19 protein-coding genes are annotated in these 19,746 nt (G+C 68.6%); 7 read left to right on the forward strand and 12 right to left on the reverse strand.

All coding sequences use genetic code 11. From position 1 onward, the window contains the following. Nucleotides 1–33 precede the first annotated feature (33 nt). From ACZ2G1_RS18475 to ACZ2G1_RS18500, 6 genes are read left to right on the forward strand one after another with little or no spacing between them, the layout of a single operon-like run. Nucleotides 34–831, forward strand: a complete 798-nt coding sequence (locus ACZ2G1_RS18475; protein WP_470377863.1) for a DUF8175 domain-containg protein — start codon at nt 34–36, stop codon at nt 829–831. Continuing rightward, nucleotides 828–2,429, forward strand: a complete 1,602-nt coding sequence (locus ACZ2G1_RS18480; protein ID WP_470377864.1) for a TrbL/VirB6 family protein — start codon at nt 828–830, stop codon at nt 2,427–2,429. The genes ACZ2G1_RS18475 and ACZ2G1_RS18480 overlap by 4 nt, the downstream gene beginning before the upstream one ends. Continuing rightward, entirely contained in the window at nt 2,426–3,958 is a 1,533-nt protein-coding gene (locus ACZ2G1_RS18485; RefSeq protein ID WP_470377865.1) for an SCO6880 family protein, read from the forward strand. The genes ACZ2G1_RS18480 and ACZ2G1_RS18485 overlap by 4 nt, the downstream gene beginning before the upstream one ends. After that, a complete protein-coding gene (locus tag ACZ2G1_RS18490) occupies nt 3,958–5,490 on the forward strand; it encodes a hypothetical protein (protein WP_470377866.1) in 1,533 nt (510 codons plus the stop codon). The genes ACZ2G1_RS18485 and ACZ2G1_RS18490 overlap by 1 nt, the downstream gene beginning before the upstream one ends. Continuing rightward, on the forward strand, nt 5,487–7,163 hold the full coding sequence (locus ACZ2G1_RS18495) for a type IV secretory system conjugative DNA transfer family protein (RefSeq protein WP_470377867.1): 1,677 nt from the start codon (nt 5,487–5,489) through the stop codon (nt 7,161–7,163). The genes ACZ2G1_RS18490 and ACZ2G1_RS18495 overlap by 4 nt, the downstream gene beginning before the upstream one ends. Next, nucleotides 7,160–7,522, forward strand: coding sequence for a DUF4913 domain-containing protein (locus ACZ2G1_RS18500; protein WP_470377868.1), 363 nt, complete (start codon nt 7,160–7,162; stop codon nt 7,520–7,522). The genes ACZ2G1_RS18495 and ACZ2G1_RS18500 overlap by 4 nt, the downstream gene beginning before the upstream one ends. Nucleotides 7,523–7,748: 226 nt before the next feature. Here ACZ2G1_RS18500 and ACZ2G1_RS18505 read toward each other — a convergent pair whose 3' ends face one another. The 3 genes from ACZ2G1_RS18505 to mobF form a co-directional block, all read right to left on the reverse strand. Then, complete coding sequence (locus ACZ2G1_RS18505; protein WP_470377869.1) at nt 7,749–8,288, reverse strand: excalibur calcium-binding domain-containing protein; 540 nt, start codon at nt 8,286–8,288, stop codon at nt 7,749–7,751. Continuing rightward, nucleotides 8,285–8,686, reverse strand: a complete 402-nt coding sequence (locus ACZ2G1_RS18510; RefSeq protein ID WP_470377870.1) for a hypothetical protein — start codon at nt 8,684–8,686, stop codon at nt 8,285–8,287. The genes ACZ2G1_RS18505 and ACZ2G1_RS18510 overlap by 4 nt, the downstream gene beginning before the upstream one ends. A gap of 227 nt (nt 8,687–8,913) precedes the next feature. After that, nucleotides 8,914–13,446: a MobF family relaxase gene (gene mobF / locus ACZ2G1_RS18515; protein ID WP_470377871.1), complete on the reverse strand. Its 4,533-nt coding sequence runs from the start codon at nt 13,444–13,446 to the stop codon at nt 8,914–8,916. A 515-nt stretch (nt 13,447–13,961) separates the two neighbouring features. Here mobF and ACZ2G1_RS18520 point away from each other — a divergent pair. Further along, nucleotides 13,962–14,369, forward strand: a complete 408-nt coding sequence (locus tag ACZ2G1_RS18520) for a hypothetical protein (RefSeq protein WP_470377872.1) — start codon at nt 13,962–13,964, stop codon at nt 14,367–14,369. A 527-nt stretch (nt 14,370–14,896) separates the two neighbouring features. Here ACZ2G1_RS18520 and ACZ2G1_RS18525 read toward each other — a convergent pair. From ACZ2G1_RS18525 to ACZ2G1_RS18565, 9 genes are all read right to left on the reverse strand, one after another. Next, complete coding sequence (locus ACZ2G1_RS18525; RefSeq protein ID WP_470377873.1) at nt 14,897–15,379, reverse strand: hypothetical protein; 483 nt, start codon at nt 15,377–15,379, stop codon at nt 14,897–14,899. Further along, nucleotides 15,360–15,644, reverse strand: coding sequence for a hypothetical protein (locus ACZ2G1_RS18530; protein WP_470377874.1), 285 nt, complete (start codon nt 15,642–15,644; stop codon nt 15,360–15,362). Before ACZ2G1_RS18530 ends, ACZ2G1_RS18525 begins: the two co-directional genes overlap by 20 nt. Then, the gene (locus ACZ2G1_RS18535) at nt 15,644–15,766 is read right to left on the reverse strand and encodes a hypothetical protein (protein ID WP_470377875.1); all 123 of its coding nucleotides are present in this window, start codon (nt 15,764–15,766) and stop codon (nt 15,644–15,646) included. Before ACZ2G1_RS18535 ends, ACZ2G1_RS18530 begins: the two co-directional genes overlap by 1 nt. Nucleotides 15,767–15,945: 179 nt before the next feature. Beyond that, complete coding sequence (locus ACZ2G1_RS18540) at nt 15,946–16,302, reverse strand: CopG family ribbon-helix-helix protein (protein ID WP_470377876.1); 357 nt, start codon at nt 16,300–16,302, stop codon at nt 15,946–15,948. Then, the gene (locus tag ACZ2G1_RS18545) at nt 16,299–16,496 is read right to left on the reverse strand and encodes a hypothetical protein (RefSeq protein ID WP_470377877.1); all 198 of its coding nucleotides are present in this window, start codon (nt 16,494–16,496) and stop codon (nt 16,299–16,301) included. Before ACZ2G1_RS18545 ends, ACZ2G1_RS18540 begins: the two co-directional genes overlap by 4 nt. Before the next feature lie 529 nt (nt 16,497–17,025). Further along, entirely contained in the window at nt 17,026–17,238 is a 213-nt protein-coding gene (locus ACZ2G1_RS18550; protein WP_470377878.1) for a hypothetical protein, read from the reverse strand. Between the two features lie 134 nt (nt 17,239–17,372). Continuing rightward, nucleotides 17,373–17,504, reverse strand: coding sequence for a hypothetical protein (locus tag ACZ2G1_RS18555; protein WP_470377879.1), 132 nt, complete (start codon nt 17,502–17,504; stop codon nt 17,373–17,375). Nucleotides 17,505–17,600: 96 nt separating this feature from the next. Continuing rightward, the gene (locus ACZ2G1_RS18560; protein ID WP_470377880.1) at nt 17,601–18,413 is read right to left on the reverse strand and encodes an ANTAR domain-containing protein; all 813 of its coding nucleotides are present in this window, start codon (nt 18,411–18,413) and stop codon (nt 17,601–17,603) included. Nucleotides 18,414–19,036: 623 nt separating this feature from the next. Beyond that, on the reverse strand, nt 19,037–19,684 hold the full coding sequence (locus tag ACZ2G1_RS18565) for a phosphoribosyltransferase (RefSeq protein WP_470377881.1): 648 nt from the start codon (nt 19,682–19,684) through the stop codon (nt 19,037–19,039). Between the last annotated feature and the right edge of the window lie 62 nt (nt 19,685–19,746).

Here is a 19,746-nt window from a genome sequence, read left to right on the forward strand (position 1 = left end):
CAACCGGCACCGCAACGCCAAGGAGACCCCCTGATGGACACGAACAACAACAACGCAACCCGTACCCGTCCCCGCTGGTTCGGCCCGGCGCTGATCGCCCTGGTGCTGCTGCTGGTCGCGGTGGCCGGGTGGACCATTCGCAACCTCACCGCCCCCGATGAGGTCCAGGCCCCCACGACCCCTGCTGCCACGACCGCCCCCACCCAGGGAGAAGCCGAGGCGGCTGCTCCCGCCTCGGGGGAGGACTTCGCCTGGGACTGCCAAGCGCAGCTGAGCACCGACACCTCCTCGGTGGCCGTTGAGGCCCCCGAGGTCCTGGATTGGGTGGCCGCCGGCTACAACGTGGTGCCCTCCTCCGACGAGTTCGGCGGCTGTGAGCGACGGGACTCCGGGTTGCGGGTCGGCTACGCCCACTCCGAAGCCGGGTCGCTGATGGCTGCTGCGACTTATGCGATGGCTCTGGACCCCTCGGTGAGTGAGGACGCGGCCAAGGACCTAGAGGTGGCGATCGCGGAAGGCCCCAACCGGGACCGCCTGGAGGAAAAGGCTCAGCGCATCCGCGACGGGCTGGAGGAGGCCAAGGGAGGCTTGGCCGCATCCTCGGCCACGCTGATCGGCTACTCCCAAGACCACTACACCGACGAGGCGGCGTCCTATCAGCTGATCTACGACCTGCCTTCGGAGAACGGCCTGACGCAGAAGATCGCCGGTCAGATTGACCTGGTGTGGGAGGACGGGGACTGGAAACTGGACCCGGCCTCGGGCACCTCGATGATGACCGGGGACCAGCACCAGGGCCAGCCCTACGTGGAGTGGGGACCAAAGTCATGATGGATTGGGTCGGAGACCTCGCCGGCGGTATCGCCGGGGACACGGTGGAGAAACTGATCCTGTTCATGGCCGGGTGGCTGGTGGAGGTGTTCTCCACGATGCTCGACTTCGTGGGCACCTGGTGGCTGAACATCGGCGCCCCGGAGATGGGCGCGGGCTCGGCCACCGAGCGGGTGCAGACCGCCACCACGACCTTCGTCGGGGTCGCGGGCATCATCGGCACCGCCTTCGCCGTGATCAGGATCGCTCGGGATCACAGCCGGGAGTCGGCCGAGAACCTGGTCATGGGCCTAATCCGCACCGTGGTGGTCTCCGGGCTGGCGGTGTCCATGGTGGCGCTGTCCCTGGCGGTCACCGATGAAGTGGCCCCGTGGCTGGTGAACACCATCGCCGGCAACGCGGCCCGGGACGGACTGGGACAGTCGATGGGCCTGGACGCCGTGGGCGGTTCAGCGATGGCGCTGACCACCGCGGGAATTCTGATCGTGTTGGCGCCCTTCGCCATCCTCGGGTCGATCCTCAACGCGGCCCTGGTGATCTTCTCCTACGGGGTGGCCGGGGCCCTGTGCGGGCTGCTGCCGATCTTCGCTGCTGCCTCGACCACGGAGCGGGGACGCAAGTCGTTCGACAAAGCGGTGGGCTGGCTCATCGCAGTGATCTTGTTCAAGCCGGTCGCGGCCGTGCTCTACGGCTTCGGCTTGGCCTTGATGAACGGGATCAGCGGCACCGCTGACGATGAAGTGGCCAACCAGATCATCACCTTGCTCACCGGCACCGTGATCATCTTCTCTGCCTGCCTGGCGATGCCCGCCCTGGCCCGGGTGATGGTCCCGGCCGTCAGTGCTGGGCCCCGCGGCATGGGCGCTGGTGGGCTGGCCATGCTCGGTGGCGCGGTGGCCATTGGTGCGGTGACCGCCGGCATCGGCACGATGGCCGCCGCTGCAGGTGCCGGTGCGGCCGGAGCCTCGGGAGCAGGAGCAGGAGCAGGCGCCGCAGGTGCTGGAGCTGCGGGTGCCGGTGCCGCAGGTGCGGGTGCTGCGGGTGCCGGCGGTGCTGGGGCCGGAGCAGCTGGTGGAGGCGGCGGGTTCGCCGGGGCCGGTGCCTCCGGTGCGGGGTCCGGTGCTTCGGGCATTGGAGCAGGTGCCTCGGGCGCTGGTACCGGGGGCGGTACCTCCACCGGCTCCAGTGCCTCCAGCGCGACCGGGGCGCCGGAATCGGCTGGTGCTGGCGGGCCTGGTGATGGGCCTTCCTCGGCCGGTGGACCGGCCGGTGCCGAGAACGTGGAGAGCACCACGGCCGGTGCAGCTCCCACCTCCGCACCAGGGACCACGACCGGGGGCGCCTCGGGTGCGGAGCAGGTGCAGAGCTCGAGCCCGTCCCCGGCAGCTGCCGGTGGGGCATTCGAGACGTCTGGGCCAGCCGGTGCCGAGCCGGTGGCTCCGACGAATGGCGCTGGGCCGACCGGTCACCCGGCTGGGGAAGGGTCCTCGGCCACGGGGGCCAAGAAACCGTTGATCAACGGCCAACGGCTGGAATTCGGGCTGCGGGAAGTCGTTCGGGACAGCGAGCAATCCATTGAGAGTGGTGAGGATCTGTGAGTAGCAACCAGGTGATCGTGCGGCAGTACGGCAACATCGCCGAGGACAAAACGGCCGGGCTGCTGGGCTTCTCGATGGCCTCCACCGTGGTCCTCGGTGTGGGGTCCGTGCTGGTGTTCTTGTTCATCATGGCCTCCCAGATCTGGGTGGCCGCCGGGATCGCGGTGGCCGCGTTCATCGTGGCCACCGTGCTCGGGTCCAAGGACCGCAACGGGCGGTCCAAGCCGGAGCGGTGGATCGCCCGACGCATGTTCTCCCGGGCAGAGAAGAAGAACCGGACCACCTACAAGGCCGGTCCCACCTCACAGATCCCGGATGGCTCCTTCCGGGCCCCGGGGGTGCTGGCGGCCACCGAGCCGGTGACCTTCACGGACCTGTTCGGCCACCGCGGGGTGATGCTGTGGCACCCGAAGCTGAAGACCGGCACGGTCTTCGTCATCGCCAACTCCTCCGGGCTGGGGCTGCTGGATCAGGACCGGGTGGACCGGATGGTGGGTACCTGGGCCGCGTTCCAGCGTGACGCCGGCTCCAACACCGAGCTGGTGCAGGTCTCGGTCACCACCCAGTCCACTACTGACCCGGGGGAGCGGCTGCCGGATGCGGTGGCGGTGGGCCGGGCTCAGGCGGGGTCCCAGTCGGTGCCGTCTTTTGCCCGGGCGACGATGGACGAGGTGGTGGCCAATCTCAACCAGGACGTGCCCAAGCTGGAGCAGTGGATCGCGCTGACGTTCAGCGCCAGGGCCAACGAACGCGAGGGCGTGCCCGAACGCACGGCCGAGGAGCTGGCCACGGACGTGTCCTCGCTGCTGAGCGGGTTCCTGGAACAACTCGAGCAGGCCGGTGCCGGATCGGTCTCCCTGATGCAGGCACACGACCTGATCGACCAGACCTATGTCGCCTACAACCCCCTGGCGGCCGCGGCCGTGGAGAAGGCCCGCCTGTCCGAGGCCGGCACCGGACTGCGGTGGCAGGAAGTCGGACCCTCCGCGGCCCGAGTGATTGGTTCCCCGGGCCGGTACGAGCACGGCGGGGTGGTGTCGAAGTCCTGGCAGATGTGGCGCCCCCCGGCGGGCACGTTCCGGGAGAACGCCCTGGTGGCCCTCCTTGCCCCGAACTCCGAGATGCTGCAGAAGCGGGTGACGGTGTTCTACCGGCCGCAGTCCCCGGACAAGTCGGCCATCCAGGTGCAGCAGTCGCTGACGAACGCGCAGTTCGCGGCGAATCAGAAGAACCGCCGGCCCACCAGCTCCCAGATCATCGCCCTGGAGAAGGCCCGGAAGGCCGAGCGTGAGCAGGCCGAGGGGGCGTCGCTGGTGCGGTTCTCGATCGTCGTGACCGCCACCGTGGAGACCCCGGAGCGACTGCCGCGGGTGGCGGCCACGCTGCGGCGCAACGCCGCCCAGGGCGTGCAGCTGGGCCTCCGGGAATGCGACTACAACGACGACGCGGCGTTCGCGTTCAACCTCGGCCTCGGTGTGGTCCCGGATGCCGTGGCCACGATTCCGGCTGATGTGCGAAAGGCGCTGTGATGTCTGTTTTCGATCAGCTCACCGATGCGGTCCTCAACAAGTTCTTCGGCCGCTCCGCCGCGCAGAGTAACGGGCAGCTGCGCGAGCTCACGGAGAAGGGCATGGACGTGGCCCACGGCGGGATGAACTCCTGGGTGGAGGCGCCCCCGGAGTTCACCGCCACCTCCAACCAGACGGCCGGGCTGTGGCCCTTCGCCGTGGGCACCTCCTCCCCGTTGGTGGGGGCGGTGCTGGGGCGCAACCAGCTCAACGGCTCGGTGGTGTGCGGGGACCCGATCAACCTGTTTCTGCGCGGCATCATTTCCTCCCCGTCCTGCTTCATCCTCGGTCTCCAGGCGAGGGGGAAGTCCTCGGTGGCGGTGCGTATGGCCCTGGCCCTGGTGGACCAGGGGTTCCTGTTCGTCGGCGCCAGTGACGTCAAACCCGACCTGGCCGGGCTCACCGTCGAGGTGGGTGGGCAGGTGATCCGGGTCGCCCCCGGGGTAGGGGCGATCAACCCGCTGGATGCCGGACCGCTGTGGCGCCGGCTGGGTGAGCTGCCCGAGGCGTTGCAGCGGCAGATGCGCGCAGAGATCCACAGCCGCCGCCTCAACGCCCTGACCGGGCTGCTGGAGCTGGTGTTCAAGGCACCGTTGGATGCCCGGCAGCAGGAGCCCACGGTGCTGTCGATGGCGATCACCGAAGCCGCCGAGCACGCCGAGGCCCAGGGCCGGCAGCCGATCATCCAAGACGTGGTGGAGGTGATCACGGCCGCGCGGCCGGCGATCATGGCCGCGATCCTGGTCGATGACGAGACCTCCTATCGGGGGCAGGTGCGCAACCTGTTGGCCGGGCTCAACGCCCTGGGCGCGCACGGTCCGTTCGGGGACGTGTTCTGCCGGCAGACCTCCGAGGAAATGCAGATTGACCAGTCGGTGGACTTCGATCTCTCCGCGATCGACGAGACCCTGTTGGACCTGCGGGCCGCGGTGCAGATCGTGTGCTGGTCCTACGCCCAGGCCGGGATCTCCGCGGCCAAGACCTTGGCCGAGGCCGGGCTGATGGAGGAACGCCACCACCTGATGATCATGGACGAACTCTGGCAGGCCCTGCGCGCCTCGGAGCTGCTGGTCCACCAGATCGACGGCATCACCCGCCTGAACCGCACCAAGGGCCTCGGCCAGCTGTTGATCACCCACTCCATGAAGGACCTCCAGCTCTCTACGGAGGAGCTGACGAAGATCGCCACCGGGTTCATGGAACGCTCCTCCATGAAGGTTCTCGGTGGGCTGGCGCAGAACGAGATGGGGATGCTGGAGACCGTCTTCCCACTGTCCGAGCAGGAAAAGGCGCTGCTGGTGGCCTGGTCGGCCGAGGGGTCCGTCAATCCCAAGACCGGGCGCACCTCGCCCCCTCCGGGGCGGGGGAGGTTCATGCTCAAGACCGGAGAGGCACCAGGGGTGCCGTTCCAAACCAACCTCACCGCCGGAGAGCTGCGCGTGCACGACACCAACGCCGCCTGGGCGGCCGCACAGGCACGGGTGAACGCATGAACACCGACCAGAACAAGAGCTTTGTCGGCATCCTGATTCTGTTCACGGCCGTGATGGGTGCGGTCGGCTTGGTGCACCTGGGGAACGTGCTGACCCCGGTGACCGGGGACCTGCCGTGGAACCCGTTTACCTTGGGCATCCAGCTGGCCACCGGGGCGGTGGACTGGCCTACGGCCGCCACCTTCCTCGTGGGCCTGGAGGTGGTGGCCGGTGTGGCCGCGCTGATGGTGTGGGGCACCCGCACCCCGTCCAAAACCCAGGAGGCCGCACGCCGGATGAGCCCTCCAGGCCGGATCAACCCGGCCATGTCTGCTGCTCGCTCCACGGAGGCCCACCGGCTCCACCCGGAGGCACAAGGCATCGGTCCCGGGCTGACGATCGGGCTGGTGGGCAAGAACCCGGTCTATCAGGGCTGGCGGGAATGCTCCGCACACGTGTGGGGCACCGGACGCGGCAAGACCACCTCCCAGGTCATCCGCCATGCCGTCGAGGCGCCGGGGGCGTTCGTGATGACGTCGAACAAGGTGGACGGGGTAGCCGAGGTCCTGGCCGCCCGAACCACTACGGGGAGCACCGTGTGGCTGTTCGACCCCCAGCGCATTTGGCGGAACAGCACCCGCCCGGCGATGATCTTCAACCTGCTGGCCACCGTCACCGATACGGTCTCGGCCGGGGAGGTCGCCTCGATCTTTCAAACGGCCTCCGCCTCCGGGTCGGCCGGCGGCAAGGGGGATCCGCAGTTCGACTCCCAGGGCCGCGACTACCTCTCCTGGTGCCTGCTGGCGGCCGCCAAGAGCGGCAAGACGCTGGCGGACGTGCTGCGCTGGGTGTCCTCGGCCGCGTTCATGGAACCGGCTCAACTGTTGAAACAGGCCGGACACACCGGCCCAGCCGCGGCGTTGGAAGGCATGGGGGATCAGCCCGAGGACACCCGCGGGTCGGTAGCTGCCAGTGCCCAGCGCATGTCCTCGGCCCTGGTCCACGACGAGCTAATGGCCTGGACCACCCCGACCCCGGGGGTACCGGTGTTCGACCCGCACCGCTTCGTCACCAGCAAGGACACCCTGATCCTGCTCACCCAAGACGCTGCCGGCTCCGGGGCCGCCTTCGTCTCGACCCTGGTCTACGCCGTGGTCACCGCCGCCCAGCACACCGCCCGCAGGAACGGGGGCCGACTGCCGGTGCCGCTGGTGGCCGACCTCGATGAGGTCGGCAACGTGGTCAAGCTCAAGCAGCTACCCGAGTGGTACTCCTTCTTCGGGTCCATGGGCATCGTCGTCTCCGCCTACTTCCAGACAAAGGGGCAGGGCGTAGACATGCTCCAACGCACCGGGTGGGACACCTTGTGGTCGGCGGCGGCGGTGAAGGTCTACGGCGGTGGCTCCGATGACGCGGAGTTCCTGGAGTCGCTGCGCAAGCTCATCGGCACCTACGACGCGAAGGTGCGCAGCACCTCCACCTCCCGGGGCGTGGCCTCCCGGTCGGTGCAGACCGTCCAGCGCGACATCATGCCGGTCTCCAAGCTCTCCGAACTGCCGGCCGGGCACGCCTGGGTGAAGACCTCCACCGGCGGCGGCACGATCGTGCGCACCGTGCGGTGGTTCGAGGACAAGGACTTGAAAGCCCGCATCACCCCGGTGCTGGAGCGGATCACGGAAGGACAACGCTCATGAGCGAGCAGCAGGCGGAGGCGGAGGTGAGTCAGGATTTCACCCCGGAGGAGTTCGTGGACTGGGTGGAGCGATTGATGGCACGAGTGGAATCCGTGGACATGAACCAGGCCATGCGATGGTGCCCGCAGTGGTGGGCTCACACCGAGGCCGTGGACCGGTTCAAGTCTCTCTATGAGGAATGGATCGTGTGTCAGGCCGGTGGCGGCATGTCCTCGTGGTGGACCAATCACTTCGACCGCCACGCCGCCGTGCTGTTCACCAAACGCGGCCCCTTTGGAGAGTGCGGCACTTCCCACGTCGAGAAGAGCTTCCGGCGCACACTGGCCTGCGAGCAACCCCCTACCGACTGGTCGTGGTGACCACATAGATCCGGGGCAGGCCGCCATCCTTTCCCAGTAGGCGTCCTGCCCCTCCGAAGGGGCAGGCACTCGTGCGTTGCCCCACAGTGGCCGGGGTCCCTCTGGGCTGTTCCCGTTTTAGTGCACGGTCCGCCCGGGCGAGGCAGGAAAAGAACCCGGACACCCTATGGTGTCCGGGTCCTCCGGTCTCCGTGCTGTGGGCTACCCGCGCCTTGCGGGCCGGGGGCTATCGGTCGTTACCGCAGGCCTGGCCATCACCGTCGGCATCCAGCTCAGGATTCCACCCGGGGTCTCCGGGGCGGATTGGCGCCGCATTGGCGTCGCGCACTGCTTGGCAGTTCGGGTAGGGGACGACAGCCGGTGGTGCTACCGGATCCGGAGCCGGAACGATCTCGGGCATCTGAGGCGGAGCTTCCGGCTCCGGCGCAGGAACCTCTGGCTCAGGCTCCGGCTCAACGGGTTCCGGCTCGGGCGGCGGCGGAGGCGGCGGCACGGTGGTCGGCTCCGGCGACGGCGTCGAGGTGGGCTCCGGGGCTGCAGTAGTGGACTCCGGGGTGACGCTCACCGTGGCGGTGGGTGCCGGGTCCGGGTCTTCGGAGGGGTTGACGACTTCAACGATCCCGGCGATCACGGCCGACCCTATGAACAACGCCACAATCAAACCGATGATCAGCAGGCCACAGCCGAGACAGCCGCGCTTCTTTTTCGGTTTCTGTGCCGGGGAGGACCCGGTGCCCATCGGCGCGGTGGGCGGTTGGTAGCTCATGCGCGCACCATCCGGCGGGCGCGGAAGGCCTGGATTGTGAAGTAGGCCAGCGCCACCCCGGTGAGGATGGTGACTAGCGCGAAGATCACGCCCCAGGCGTTGCCCCCACCGGTGAGTACAAAGAACCCGACAAAGAACTGACCGACGGCTACAAGGATCGTGGCCAGCAGGAAGATCAGGAAGCAGTGGCGCCCGGTTGTGACGCACCAGATCAGTAACGCGAGCATGATGCCGGGCCCGGCCATGAACAGCCCGAAGATCGCCCCGCCGGCAGCGCCCTCGCCGACGAACAGACCGGAGCCGGCCGCAGTGATGACCGCCAGCGCGATGGAGGCCGCAGCGATCACGTAGCCGGGGACGGTGAGGGGTGTGGAAACGGGGGTGGGATCGGGGGTCACAGGGGTGTCCTTCACAGATGGGAAGAGGTGTCACGAATGCTAACTGACTAGGCAGAACATGACGATGTTGGTCGATGACATCGACAATTCTCACGCCCTTTGCCCCACACTCGCCTCCATGCTGGTCATGGGTGTCACCCCTACTGTGAACACCCACGCGGAGGCGGCTGAACTACACCAAGCGACGCAGGGGTTGAGTCCCGGATGGTCCCTTCCCCAGCTCTTATTTAGAGGCTGCGGCCGCCGTCGCGGCGTATGCGGTCGGCCGCGTGGCGGGTTGCTGCGGCGTTGTCTTCTTGCTGACGGGATTTCTGCTCGGTGCGGTTGGCGGCCTTGTATCGCTTGATGACGTCGGCTTGGGTGCGCTCCAGGTCCGTTTTGATGGGCTTTCTGGTGGAGTCGTTTTGGGCGTTGTCGGACACGTCGGCCTCCTTCTTCTGGGGCTCCGGCTTCGGGGAGGCCGGCTCCTGGGGGGAAGCTGCATCGGTGGTCGGGGGGGCCTGTTGGGTCTGGGTCCGGTGGTGGGCCACCGCGTGGGCGATCAACTCGTCCGTGGTCAGCACCCGCCGGGGTTCCGCGGCTACCGGAACCGTGGCGGCTTCGGTGACGGCTGCCTGGCGGGCCTGGGGGTCGGGAAGCGGGTCGGCGGCCTGTCCACGGGTAGCGCGCAGCGCCTCCATCACCTTCTGCGCTTCGGCGGGGGTGGTGCGCACTCGCTCGGCCACGTGCGCCTCATCAACGGCCTGACCAACCTGCTCCGCCGTCTGGGGTGCTGCAGTAGTGAGCGCGGAGTGCTTGTGCAGCGCGGTGGCGCGAGCCATCAGCGCGGCCGCCACCGGCTCCTCCTGGTGGGCCTTGGGGATCAACGACGTCTCGTGGGTGCCGATGTTGTAGCGGTTCCGGTATGCCTCGACCTCTGCGGCGACCTGGTGCCATTCGGCCGCCTTGGCGGGCTTGGCCGGCACCGGCCCCAGGGCCGCGGCCCACTCGGGGCGGGCCTCGGCCAGCTCGGCCCCGCGCACCATGACGCGCTCCTCTATGCGGGTGCGCAACCGCTCCAGCTGTTCCCGATACTGGGCCGGCACCTGCGGGTCGTTGATTAACGGGGTGGGGGCCAGGTCTTCGCTCACCCGGCGCCCGTCCGCCACGGGTGCTGGTGCCGGGGTCTTGGCGGCCACCGCCCGCACCTGCTGCTCGGCGGCAATCGCCTCCCTGATCGACACGCCCGTGTCGGTGCGGGGGCGCTCTCCACGGGCGATCTGCTCCACCGCGGCTTGGGCGGGGGATAGGCCCGCCCGGCGTTCCTGCTCAGCGCCCATCGTGCGGGCGGTCCAGTCCAGGTGCAGCGATGTGGTGGACTCCCACATTTCCGGGGGCAGGGCCAGGTTTTCGGCCTCCGCACTGGCCTTCGCCTCAGCCAGCTGCGCCGAGGGCATCCAGGCGTAGGGGTGGGAGGCCCACTGCGGGTCCTCGACCTGGGGTGGGTTCTGGGCGTCCCGAGTGCGCTGGGCCAGCCGCTCCAGGTGCTCGTCGGTGAGGTTGCCCAGGGGCCGGCGGTCGGTGTTGTCGATGACGCGCTGGGCGGCCTGAATCTGGTGCTCCAACCGCCACGCCAGCACGGCGGCCAGGTCCTCCGCACCACCAAAACCTCGCTGGTGCACCGCCCGGTTCAGCAGCTCGGCCGGGTCCATGCCGGCCTCTTGGGCGGTGCGCAGGTGCGTGGCCACCGCTCCCCACGCCTCGGCGCTGGTGAAGTCGGCGGCCTTGTCCGCGCCCATGACCTCCACGGCCATCGCGCGGGCCTTGGCAGTCCAGGCCGCGTCGTGGGTCTCGCGGTAGACCTCACCCAAGGTGGCGACGTCGCCGTTACGCATCGCCTCAGTAGCCACCGTCTCGTGCGCCGAGAGATTCCGGTCGTAGGCTCCGGCGATGGTCTCCAGCACCTCGTCGCGGCTCTGCCCGTCGCTCAGGGCGACGTAGAGCTGATTGGTTTCCCGCCCTCGGGTAGCGGCCACATAGGCGGCCGCACGGTCGGTGGAGTCGTCCAGGATCGCGTGGGCGGTGTCCACCGTCGCACCCTGGGTTCGATGCACCGTTGCGGCGTAGCCGAGCTGGCCGTGCTTGCTCAGGTACTCGGCCTTCAGGGTGATCTTGCCCCCATGTCCGGTGTGGCGCAGCGTCGCGGTGTCCGCCCCCACCTTCTCCACGGTCCACACGTCGTTGTTCTTCACGAAGTCCTTACCGCCGTTGAGCTGCAAGGTCCGGTCGTTGCGGCGGGTCACCACCACGTCCCCGGTATGCGCCGTGAGGCCATCGCGCAGCACCACCGAGTCCCCGGAAGCGTCCAGGGCTCCGGTAGCGATCCGAGCCGCCTGGGCGCGGGCGTTCAGCTCCGTCACGGTGGCGTTGTCGGTGGCGATCAGCAGGGACCGCTTACCCGCATCGGTGTCGGTGATCCAGGCGCGCAGGGCGGTGTCGGTCATGGCTTCGGTGTCTCCGGCGACCACGCGGCGGTTGTCCAGGTACCAGGCCCACGGGGTGTCGGCGCCAGCGGCCGGCGGCTCGCGCAGCGCGAGGGACGCGGTGGCCTCGCCCTCGGTCTGGAAGCGGTGGACGGCCTCCAGGCGAGTGGCTCCCACCTCGTTGTCGAGCAGTCGCAGCGCACCGCCGGAGCCGATCACCCCGAGCTGGCGGTCATCACCGATGGCGCGCACCACGGCCCCGTGTCGGGCGGCCACGCTCACGAGCTCGGCCAGCTTCGGGGTGGTGACCATGCCTACCTCATCGAGGATCAGCACGTCCCCAGCGTGTAGCTGCGCGGCCCCGGTGCGGCCGGTGCGGTGGGCGATCAGGAAGGCGTCGATGGTCGTCGCCTGCGCCCCAATATCGGTGGACATCACGGCGGCGGCGGCCGCGGTCGGTGCAAGGCCGATGACGGTGCCGCCGGTCGCCCGGACAGCATTAGCGGCCAGGGCGAGGCTGGTGGTCTTGCCGGCACCGGCCGGGCCGATGCCCAGAGCCAGCAGCTTTTCGTCGGTTGCGAAGGCCCGGGCCAGGGCCACCTGCCCCTGGCTGAGGGGGCCGGTGTGGGAAGCCAGTACCTCCTCGAATCGCTCCGCGGATACAGCGGGGATGACGGTGCGCTGGGCGGCGGCGAGCACCTGGTGCTCCGTCTCCAGGACCTCGCGGGAGGTGAACACTGTGGCATCCGAACGGATGAACTGGCTGGTGCCATCGGCGCGGGTGAACTCCGCCAGGCGCGGCACATCAGCGGCCGGCGTGACGGACAGGCTGTGCGTGCCGGTGGCCTCCTTGACCACTTCGGCCACCAGCTCATCGGGCACGGTGCGCCCGATCATGGTCTCTTTCAGGTGCCGGCGGGTCTGAGCCTGGACGTGGTTCACACTCCACGTGGAGCGCTTCTGCGACAGCTCATGCACCACCAAGCGGGCATGCTCACTGGCGTCAATTTGGCCGGCGTCCGGCCCGGTCGGCAGGCCGGTGGCGGCCGCCCGCACGTGGGCCAGCAGGTCGTCTCCGACTGGCATCTGCATCTGCTGCCCGTACTCCTGGCCCCACTGCTCGACCAGCTCGGACAGGCGCCGAGCCGACTTCTTCGCCGGTCGGGATTCGAGGGTGGCTTGCTGGGCCAGGGCGATCTTCTGCTTGGGCGACGGGGCGTAGCCGTGGCGGTCGGTGAACTCCGCCTGCAGCCGATCCAGGGTCCCGGCGATGTCGGCGCGGCGGGAGGAGGCGTGGTGGATGGCGTCCAGGTCCACCCCGGCGATCTCATAGATCGGCTCGTTCCCACCGGCCTGACGAGGCACTGCGGCGACCCCGAGGGAGGTGCAGACCTTCTCCATGACCTTGGCGTTGTAGGTCTCTGAGACGGCCACCCCCATCCGGTACAGGGTGCGCCCGTCCAGGGAGGACCACTTGCCGTCCGTGCCCTTGACCTTGTTGGCGATCACCACGTGATCGTGCAGGTGCGGGTCCCGGGTGCGGGAGTCGTAGTGCCGGAACTGGGTGGCCACCAGACCGCCTTCGACGTCGATCTGCCGGACCCCGTTGTAGCCACGCCGGGTGAACGTGGCCTCCTGCTCCAGGAAGCTCAGGGTCTCCGAGATGGCCTCGGTGTGCGCCGTTTCGACGGCCTTGCGGGCCTCGTCTCCGCCCAGGGCCCAGAGGAGGGAGATGGACTTGGTCGGGGAAAAGACGAGGTCGTAGCCGGCGACGGTTTGCTGCTTCGGGGTGGTCTGGGAGGTGATGAACCGGCCCAGTTCCTCCTTGTGCCGAGCATCGCGCCCGTGGGTCTCGCGGAACAGTTGGCCGCCGACACGGCCGCGGATGGCCTGGCGTTCCTGACGGGTCGGTGTGACACCGGTGGTGCGTTCGTGCCGGGTGATCTCCTCATCCAGGCGGCGGGTCAGCTCGGTGTTGACCTGGGTGTACTTGTGGAACTTCCGCCCCAGCCGGATGTCCTTCACGGCGCCCCCGTCGGCCAGGATGCGATCGGCATCAGGGTGAATACCCTCCCCGAACAGGGCCGCCATCTGGGCTTCGGTGACCTCCCCGGACACCCCCAGCAGTGCTTCGGAGTGGGCAACCCACTGGCCCGGAGGCATTCCATCAACGGTGTAGTAGTCGCCCAGTTCCCGACCTTCGGCGCGCAGCTCATCAGCGGAGGCGACCTCGCTGGTGTAGTAGGCATACCCGTCCCCAGCGCTGAGCTTGTGGACGGTCATCACAGACGCAATCATGCGTGTTTTCATCCTCAGTTATCAACAATGCAAGAGGTGTGACGGTCTGACAGGGCGGGAAGGACCGATGCGAGCTGGCGAGTCATCGGGACGAGCGACCCAGACTGTCCGTCACGGAAGTGACGCGGTTGTGCCCACGAGACCTGGAGTGTGGACAGATGATGCCAATGAGCGGACGAGGAACGAGGACAGACAAAGTTGCATCAGCTGTCCACACTCCAGGTCGACTGGGTGCAACCGGACCAGGGTGTCCACGCGCGCAGTTTCGGGTGGACACCCTGCACGAGGTTTCGCGGGCGGGGTGTGGGTCCGGTGGAGAGACCGGAGGATGAATCTCGGAAGCGGTCCACAGCCCCCCGCGAAAGCTCACAGCACTGCCGCCCGGTGGGCGTCCTTTCCCGCTGCGCGGGCCCCGCCGGCGACGGGGCCCGCGCCAAGAAGTGGGGTCACGACCGTCAAGGAAGTGGTGGTGTTCAATGGAAGGGAATGGTGTTGGTCGATGTGAAGGAGATGGAATGGCCCCGCGGAAGAGCGCGACGAAGACCGAGGCGCGGGAACGAGCCCGCCGGGCCGCCGCGGAGTCGATGGCCCGGGAGCAGCGGTTGCTGGAACTGGGGGAGGAGTTCTTCCTTGCTCAGGGTGAGGCCGAGCAGATCCTGGAGACGGCCGAGCAGCGCATCGCGGAGATCCGCGCCAAGGCCGCCCACGATGCTGTCCAGGCCCAAGAAGCCCAGGCCCGCGTGGTGGCCGGCATGAAGGGTGAGCGGGTCGCGGTGGCCGAGATCGCCCAACGGCTGGAGCTGTCGGTTGCTGAGGTCCGTGGCCTGTTGAAGGACACCAGCGGCGACACCTCGCCCCGCGCCGCCGATGACGCATCCGAAGACCGTGAGGGCGCCCACGAGGACAAGCGGGCCGCAGCATGAGAGACAGTCAACGCATTGGTGTCCCCGTCCGGCGGAGCGCAGGAGGTGCTCCGCGGGCCGAGAGCCGGATTGCCGATCCCCGGTTGAACCGGGCCGAGATCCAGCACCGCTGCGAAGCCTGCGGCCACGATGAGGACACCAAAGAATTCTGGTACGGCACCCTCCTGCTCTTCCAAGCGCCGGGCCGAGCACCTGACCCCCATCTCCCCGCTGGGGGAGTGGAGACCATTGTCGGCCCGACGAGTCTTCCCGGACTGAGCCCGGCGGGCCTGTGGCCCCACGGGGCGGCAGAGCGCTACCTCGCCGAGCTGGGCTACCAACGCACCGGCCCATGGACCGCCAACGGCCCCGCCGGTGAAGACGATCCCCACCACTGCATGAGCACCGCCCCGATCGAAGTACTCCCCACAGCGGGCATGTGACCCCTCCCCGGACACCAGGCGACGCACCACCACAGCGTCGACCACCGTGGACGCCGAGCATGCCCAGGCCCACCCCGGAACAGACGATGAACGCCCAGGCATCGCCTAGAACAAGGTGGGGTGGTCGGGGTCGATGCCGTGCACGAGCTCGCGCACCACATCCTCGTCCCACCCGTGGGTCTTGAGCTCCTCGCGCAGCTGCCGAGAACGGGCCGAGCGCTCCGCCCTGGACAGCCGGCGCCACCGCGCCGCGGTGGCCGAGGGCATCCGCCCCTTCATCGCCCGGTCGACCATGTTCTCCGAGGCGGTGCCCAGCAACAGGTGCGTGGACGGCTCCAGGGAGGCGTGCACGCACAACGGGACGTCACACCAGTGCAGGGCGGTCAGGCCCTCGATCGCGGCCAGGCCGCCGTGGACGGTGGCCAGGGAGAAGCGGTGGGCGGCGACGGCTCGTTGACCGTTAGGGATGGGTAACCAGAAGCGGCCGTAGCCGTCATCACTGATCGCCCCGAGCCACAACCAGCACGAATCAGGTTCCGGGCCTTTCAGGACGTGGGAGTTGAAGCGCTCAACGTCCGAGGAACGCACGGCGGGCCTCCACTTTGTGAACCAGCACCAGCAGCAGGCCCGTGATTACGGCACCGACTCCGATCGCTGTCCAGGTGAAGTCGTTGGCGCCGACCACAGCCCACACCATGAACAGGTACGGGGTGATGGCCACGGTCCCGGCCAAGCGGTGCCGCAGCGCCGAAGGCATCGGCATGATGCGCAAAACCCAGTGCGCCACCCCATGACCGAGGCGGTAGTACAGGCGCACCCACCACAACAGATACGGGATCAAGATGCGCGGCATCAGACCTCCTTATCGGCCGGCGCGCAACCCATGGCCTCGTTGACCTCGACGTCTCCGACGTCCATCTCGCCCCCGGGCAGCGCCGGCAACGGCACCTCGAAGTCCTGGGAAGTGGGGGACACCCGCGCGTAGCCAATGAGCCGGCCGGGTCGATTCGATTCGGCCGCCTCGTGAGCTTTCGAGTCATCGCGCTTCGATTCCTCGATGTCGAGCCGGGGATGGGAGAGCTGTGGTCGGCCCTGACGGGTGGGCCGGCCACGGTGGTCACCGAGTCCACGCCAACCGGTGGGAACCACCCCCACTACCGGCCACTCGCCGCCTGCGCCCCTTCCTCGGAACGCACGTAGGCGATCAGCGCCTCGCGCACGATCTCGGACTCCTTCCGGTGCTGGGTTTCCGCGATCTGGTGCAACCGGTCCTTGAGGGCCTGTGGGACGCGGGCGCGGACCACCGGGGACTTCCCTTCCCCGCCCAGGGCGGGCCGGCCCACCGCGATACGGGTGGCCTCCTGAACCGTCGCGGTTCCGGTGGCCTCCAGCAGGGCGGCCCGGGCAGCCTCGGCCGCCTCCGGCCCACGCCGGACGGTGCCCGGCTTCACACCCAGACCGCCGTGCTCGGCGCGGCGAGCCAGCTCATCGTAATCACCCATCAGGGTCACGCTCCTTCATAGAGCAAATACCGGTACAGATCGCTGAGTTCCATCGCGTGGAAGATCACCAGGTCACGCGGGGGACGGTGGACGGCAATGACCTCAAGGTAACGCTCCGTCTGCCCGTGCGGGTGCCCCACGTAGACGACCGTCACCTCACCGGGGCGCCCCTCCACCTCGGCGCTGACCTCGGCATGCGCCATGGCATACAGCGCATCTTGCCTGGTGATGCCGTGCCTACCGACGCTATGCGTCCACTCAACCCCCACCCCCATATTGTAGCACCTAATGCGGCTACAAAATGGGGGTGGAGCGAGAGGACCAGTAAATGCGGGGTCTCCCGGAGACCAAATCGGTTGCGAGGCGCTGCGGGAGGACGAGCAGGAGGCTGCCGGCGAAGCCTCAAGGCGTCGATGCGAGGTTTTGGATGACACGGAAGGTCGCGATGCACCCGGCGCAGACGGGTGAGGACTCGGCGGCGTGGCATCCGGCAGAGGCACCGTACGCGCGAATCTCTCATTAAACGAGAGTTCTCCATGCTGGCCTGCGCGGACGACGCCCGCCTCACGAGCTCGACGACCCCACCGGTCCGCCGCGCACCCAGTTGCCGCCTGGGCGGACGCCCGTAGGCAGGGTGGGACGAGTTCTCTCATCTACTTCTACTCGTCCTGCTTAACCGGTAGGCACGGATAGTGATGAGGCGGGAGTTCCGCCCTGACGGGGTTCCTGGTGCTACTGGCGCGCGGCGATGTAGCGGGCGTAGGTGCTGGCCGCGTTGGTGGCGTGACGTTCGATGGCGCTGGGGTGGTAGCCGAGGATCTCGGCGAGGACCGGAATAGGGCTGAGCTTGGTGAATTCCTCGAGGGTGCCCAGGCGGGCGGCCCGGGGCGCGCACACGGTCTTCAGTCGTTGCCGCAGGTAGCTTGCGTCGATGCTCCTGATCAATGGGGTCTGGCAAGCGGATGTGCTGAGTCCATCTCGGGTGCGATGGGCCTGGCCGAACTCCATCAGTTGGGGGTGTGCCCGGTCCGAGGTGCTCGATGCGGCACCGTCAGTCGCATCCTGAGCGGGAGCGTGGCTTAAGTGAGGAACTCGATGTCGTCCTCCGGTCGTTCCCGACCCGGTCCGTGGGTGATGGCGGGGTGCTTTTCGCTGATGAGGACCTCGTCGTCTTCGGGGCGTTCCCGGTGCGCTCTGGTGGTGTCGGTCATGGTGTTCTCCTCAAGGTGTGGGAGCGGTTTGTCGGGGAAGGAGGATGCCCGGTGGCCGCAGCGGCGGTGTAGGTGCCGGTCGCGTCGGGGCCGGGGTCACCTCGTGCCTGCCGGTGCCGGGTGCCGGGGTGGATTCTGCGGCGCGGCCCGGGAGGCGTTGGAGGTACGGGGAGGGAAGAGTCCGCCGGTGTCGACGACTTCGGTGGCGAGGTCGGCGAGTTTGCGGTGACTGTTCTGGCTGGCCTGGCGCAGCAGGTGGAACGCTTGCCAACGGGTGATCCGCTGGACGCTCATCAGCACGCCGATCGCGGCCCCGATCTCCCGATTGGTGTGCAGCGCGCGGCTCAGTTGCGCGCGGTGCTGCTGATGGAGCTGAGCCGAGACCGCGCCAGCACACTGGGCGGCCATCACCGCTGTCGCCCACAGCTCCTGTTCGTCGAAAGCGCCGTCGATCTCGGAGTACAGGCTCAGCCCGACCATGGTCTCCGGGTCGCCGCTCAACGGCACCCGGTAGGTGAGCAGGCTGGCCACCCCGAGCCGGTCATGGACTCGGGGGCCGAACACCGGCCAGCGGGGGTCCTGGGAGACGTCCGGGGACAGGACCACCCCGGGGTGCTGAGCATCCGTGGCCGCCGGGCCTTGGCCCAGCCCACGTTGCAGGGCGTCGATTTCCTGGGCGGCCGCGGCGGTGGCAGCCACGGTGTGCAAGTGCTGGTCGCGCCACATCGTCACGCTGACCCACCGGGTGTCCGGGACCTGGTGCATCGCCGCCTGCGCGAGAGCCGCCACCGCCGCCGAGGAAGGGACTGCCCGCACTCGGTGCTCGAGAGCGCCCAGCAGCTGGTTGATCTTGTTCAGCTGCACGGTGGTGGTCCTGCGGCGGGTGCTGTGGTGCTCAGCGCTGGACATGACGGCCTCTCACCGCAGGCTTCGATCTCGGGGGGTGCGCGAGACTGCCTGCGGGGCTACCGGTGGGCGCCGGGGATGGTGGAACCGGTCGTAGCGAGACTCCCTACCCAGCAGCGCGCGGCTGGGCCCAGGACCCGGGACCGGGGGCGCGCCGAGGCACTGAGCCGGGGTGAGGATCTTCACGGACCCAGCCCCGGAATCGGGGGGATCGTGTTGGAGCGCGGTTTGCAGCAGCTCAACTGCCGTCGTCTCCACCCGGTCAGCCCCGGTGAGGTCCACCCACACAATGGCACCGGGCAAGATGCTGCGGGCCCGGCTCATCAGCGGGTGCAAGGCCCGTTGCGTGGCATCGGTGACCGTGCCGGTGACCACCAGGCGCACATCGGCCCCGTGGAGATCAATCTGGACAACAACGGAGAGCATCTCCCCCATGACGGCACCCTTCATCGCGTGCAACACATCCCCAGGGGCTGAACTACCCGCCTCCGTCTGGCCACCGTAGGGATGCGAACCGCCCGACCACAAGGACGGATGCCTGGTACCAGCCAATATGTCCCTAACCCACGGGTAGGTGCACGCCGCAGGGTTGACCTGAGAAACGCCAGAATGTACGGCGGGGGTCGCTATCCCGGGCCCGGTCGGGCGGCGGCGTCCAGCACGGCGATGACGTCCTCGTCCGGGGTGGGGGAGAAGCCGCGGTAGTGGTAGCCGACGGCCTGGAAGTCCGGTGGCGTGGCCAGCACCACGATCTCGTCCGCTTCGCTGAACTGCTCCACTGCGCGTGGGGCGGCCACCGGGGCGGCCAGCACCACCGTGGCCGCCCCCAGATGCCGGGCGATCCGGCAGGCCACCCGTGCGGTGGCGCCGGTGGCGATCCCGTCATCAACGATCACCGCTGTGCGCCCGGACAGCTCCCGTCGTGCCCGGCCCTCCCGGAACCGGGCCGTGCGCTGTGCCAGCACGACCCGCTCGCGCTCCTCCACCTCCTGCAGCTGGGCCCCGGTGATCTGGAAGTGACCGATGATGCGCTCATCCAGGACCCGGAGGCCTTCCTCGCCGATGGCTCCCATCGCCAGCTCCGGGTGGACGGGCACCCCGAGCTTGCGCACCATCAGCACATCCAGCGGCGCTTCCAGGGCCTGGGCCACCTCATCGGCCACCGGTACTCGGCCCCGGGGCAACCCCAGCACCACCACATCTGGACCGCGCAGGCCCATCAGACGCTGACCCAGCTGCCGGCCTGCCTCCACCCGGTCCTGGATCTGCCGCACGGCCTCACTCCTGTCCCTCCGGTGCCCGCAGCCGGTGATCGTTCTGCCACGGCACTGGACGG

The sequence above is a fragment of the Kocuria sp. KKT182 genome (assembly GCF_055635395.1).

Excerpts from the sequence above, each read along its gene's own strand:
- ACZ2G1_RS18520 (WP_470377872.1), top strand. The coding sequence starts at position 13,962 with ATGGCCCCGCGGAAGAGCGCGACGAAGACCGAGGCGCGGGAACGAGCC.
- ACZ2G1_RS18555 (WP_470377879.1), bottom strand. The coding sequence starts at position 17,504 with ATGACCGACACCACCAGAGCGCACCGGGAACGCCCCGAAGACGACGAG.
- ACZ2G1_RS18480 (WP_470377864.1), top strand. The coding sequence starts at position 828 with ATGATGGATTGGGTCGGAGACCTCGCCGGCGGTATCGCCGGGGACACG.
- mobF (WP_470377871.1), bottom strand. The coding sequence starts at position 13,446 with ATGATTGCGTCTGTGATGACCGTCCACAAGCTCAGCGCTGGGGACGGG.
- ACZ2G1_RS18560 (WP_470377880.1), bottom strand. The coding sequence starts at position 18,413 with ATGTCCAGCGCTGAGCACCACAGCACCCGCCGCAGGACCACCACCGTG.
- ACZ2G1_RS18545 (WP_470377877.1), bottom strand. The coding sequence starts at position 16,496 with ATGGCGCATGCCGAGGTCAGCGCCGAGGTGGAGGGGCGCCCCGGTGAG.
- ACZ2G1_RS18500 (WP_470377868.1), top strand. The coding sequence starts at position 7,160 with ATGAGCGAGCAGCAGGCGGAGGCGGAGGTGAGTCAGGATTTCACCCCG.
- ACZ2G1_RS18475 (WP_470377863.1), top strand. The coding sequence starts at position 34 with ATGGACACGAACAACAACAACGCAACCCGTACCCGTCCCCGCTGGTTC.
- ACZ2G1_RS18530 (WP_470377874.1), bottom strand. The coding sequence starts at position 15,644 with ATGCCGCGCATCTTGATCCCGTATCTGTTGTGGTGGGTGCGCCTGTAC.
- ACZ2G1_RS18505 (WP_470377869.1), bottom strand. The coding sequence starts at position 8,288 with ATGAGCTACCAACCGCCCACCGCGCCGATGGGCACCGGGTCCTCCCCG.
- ACZ2G1_RS18495 (WP_470377867.1), top strand. The coding sequence starts at position 5,487 with ATGAACACCGACCAGAACAAGAGCTTTGTCGGCATCCTGATTCTGTTC.
- ACZ2G1_RS18490 (WP_470377866.1), top strand. The coding sequence starts at position 3,958 with ATGTCTGTTTTCGATCAGCTCACCGATGCGGTCCTCAACAAGTTCTTC.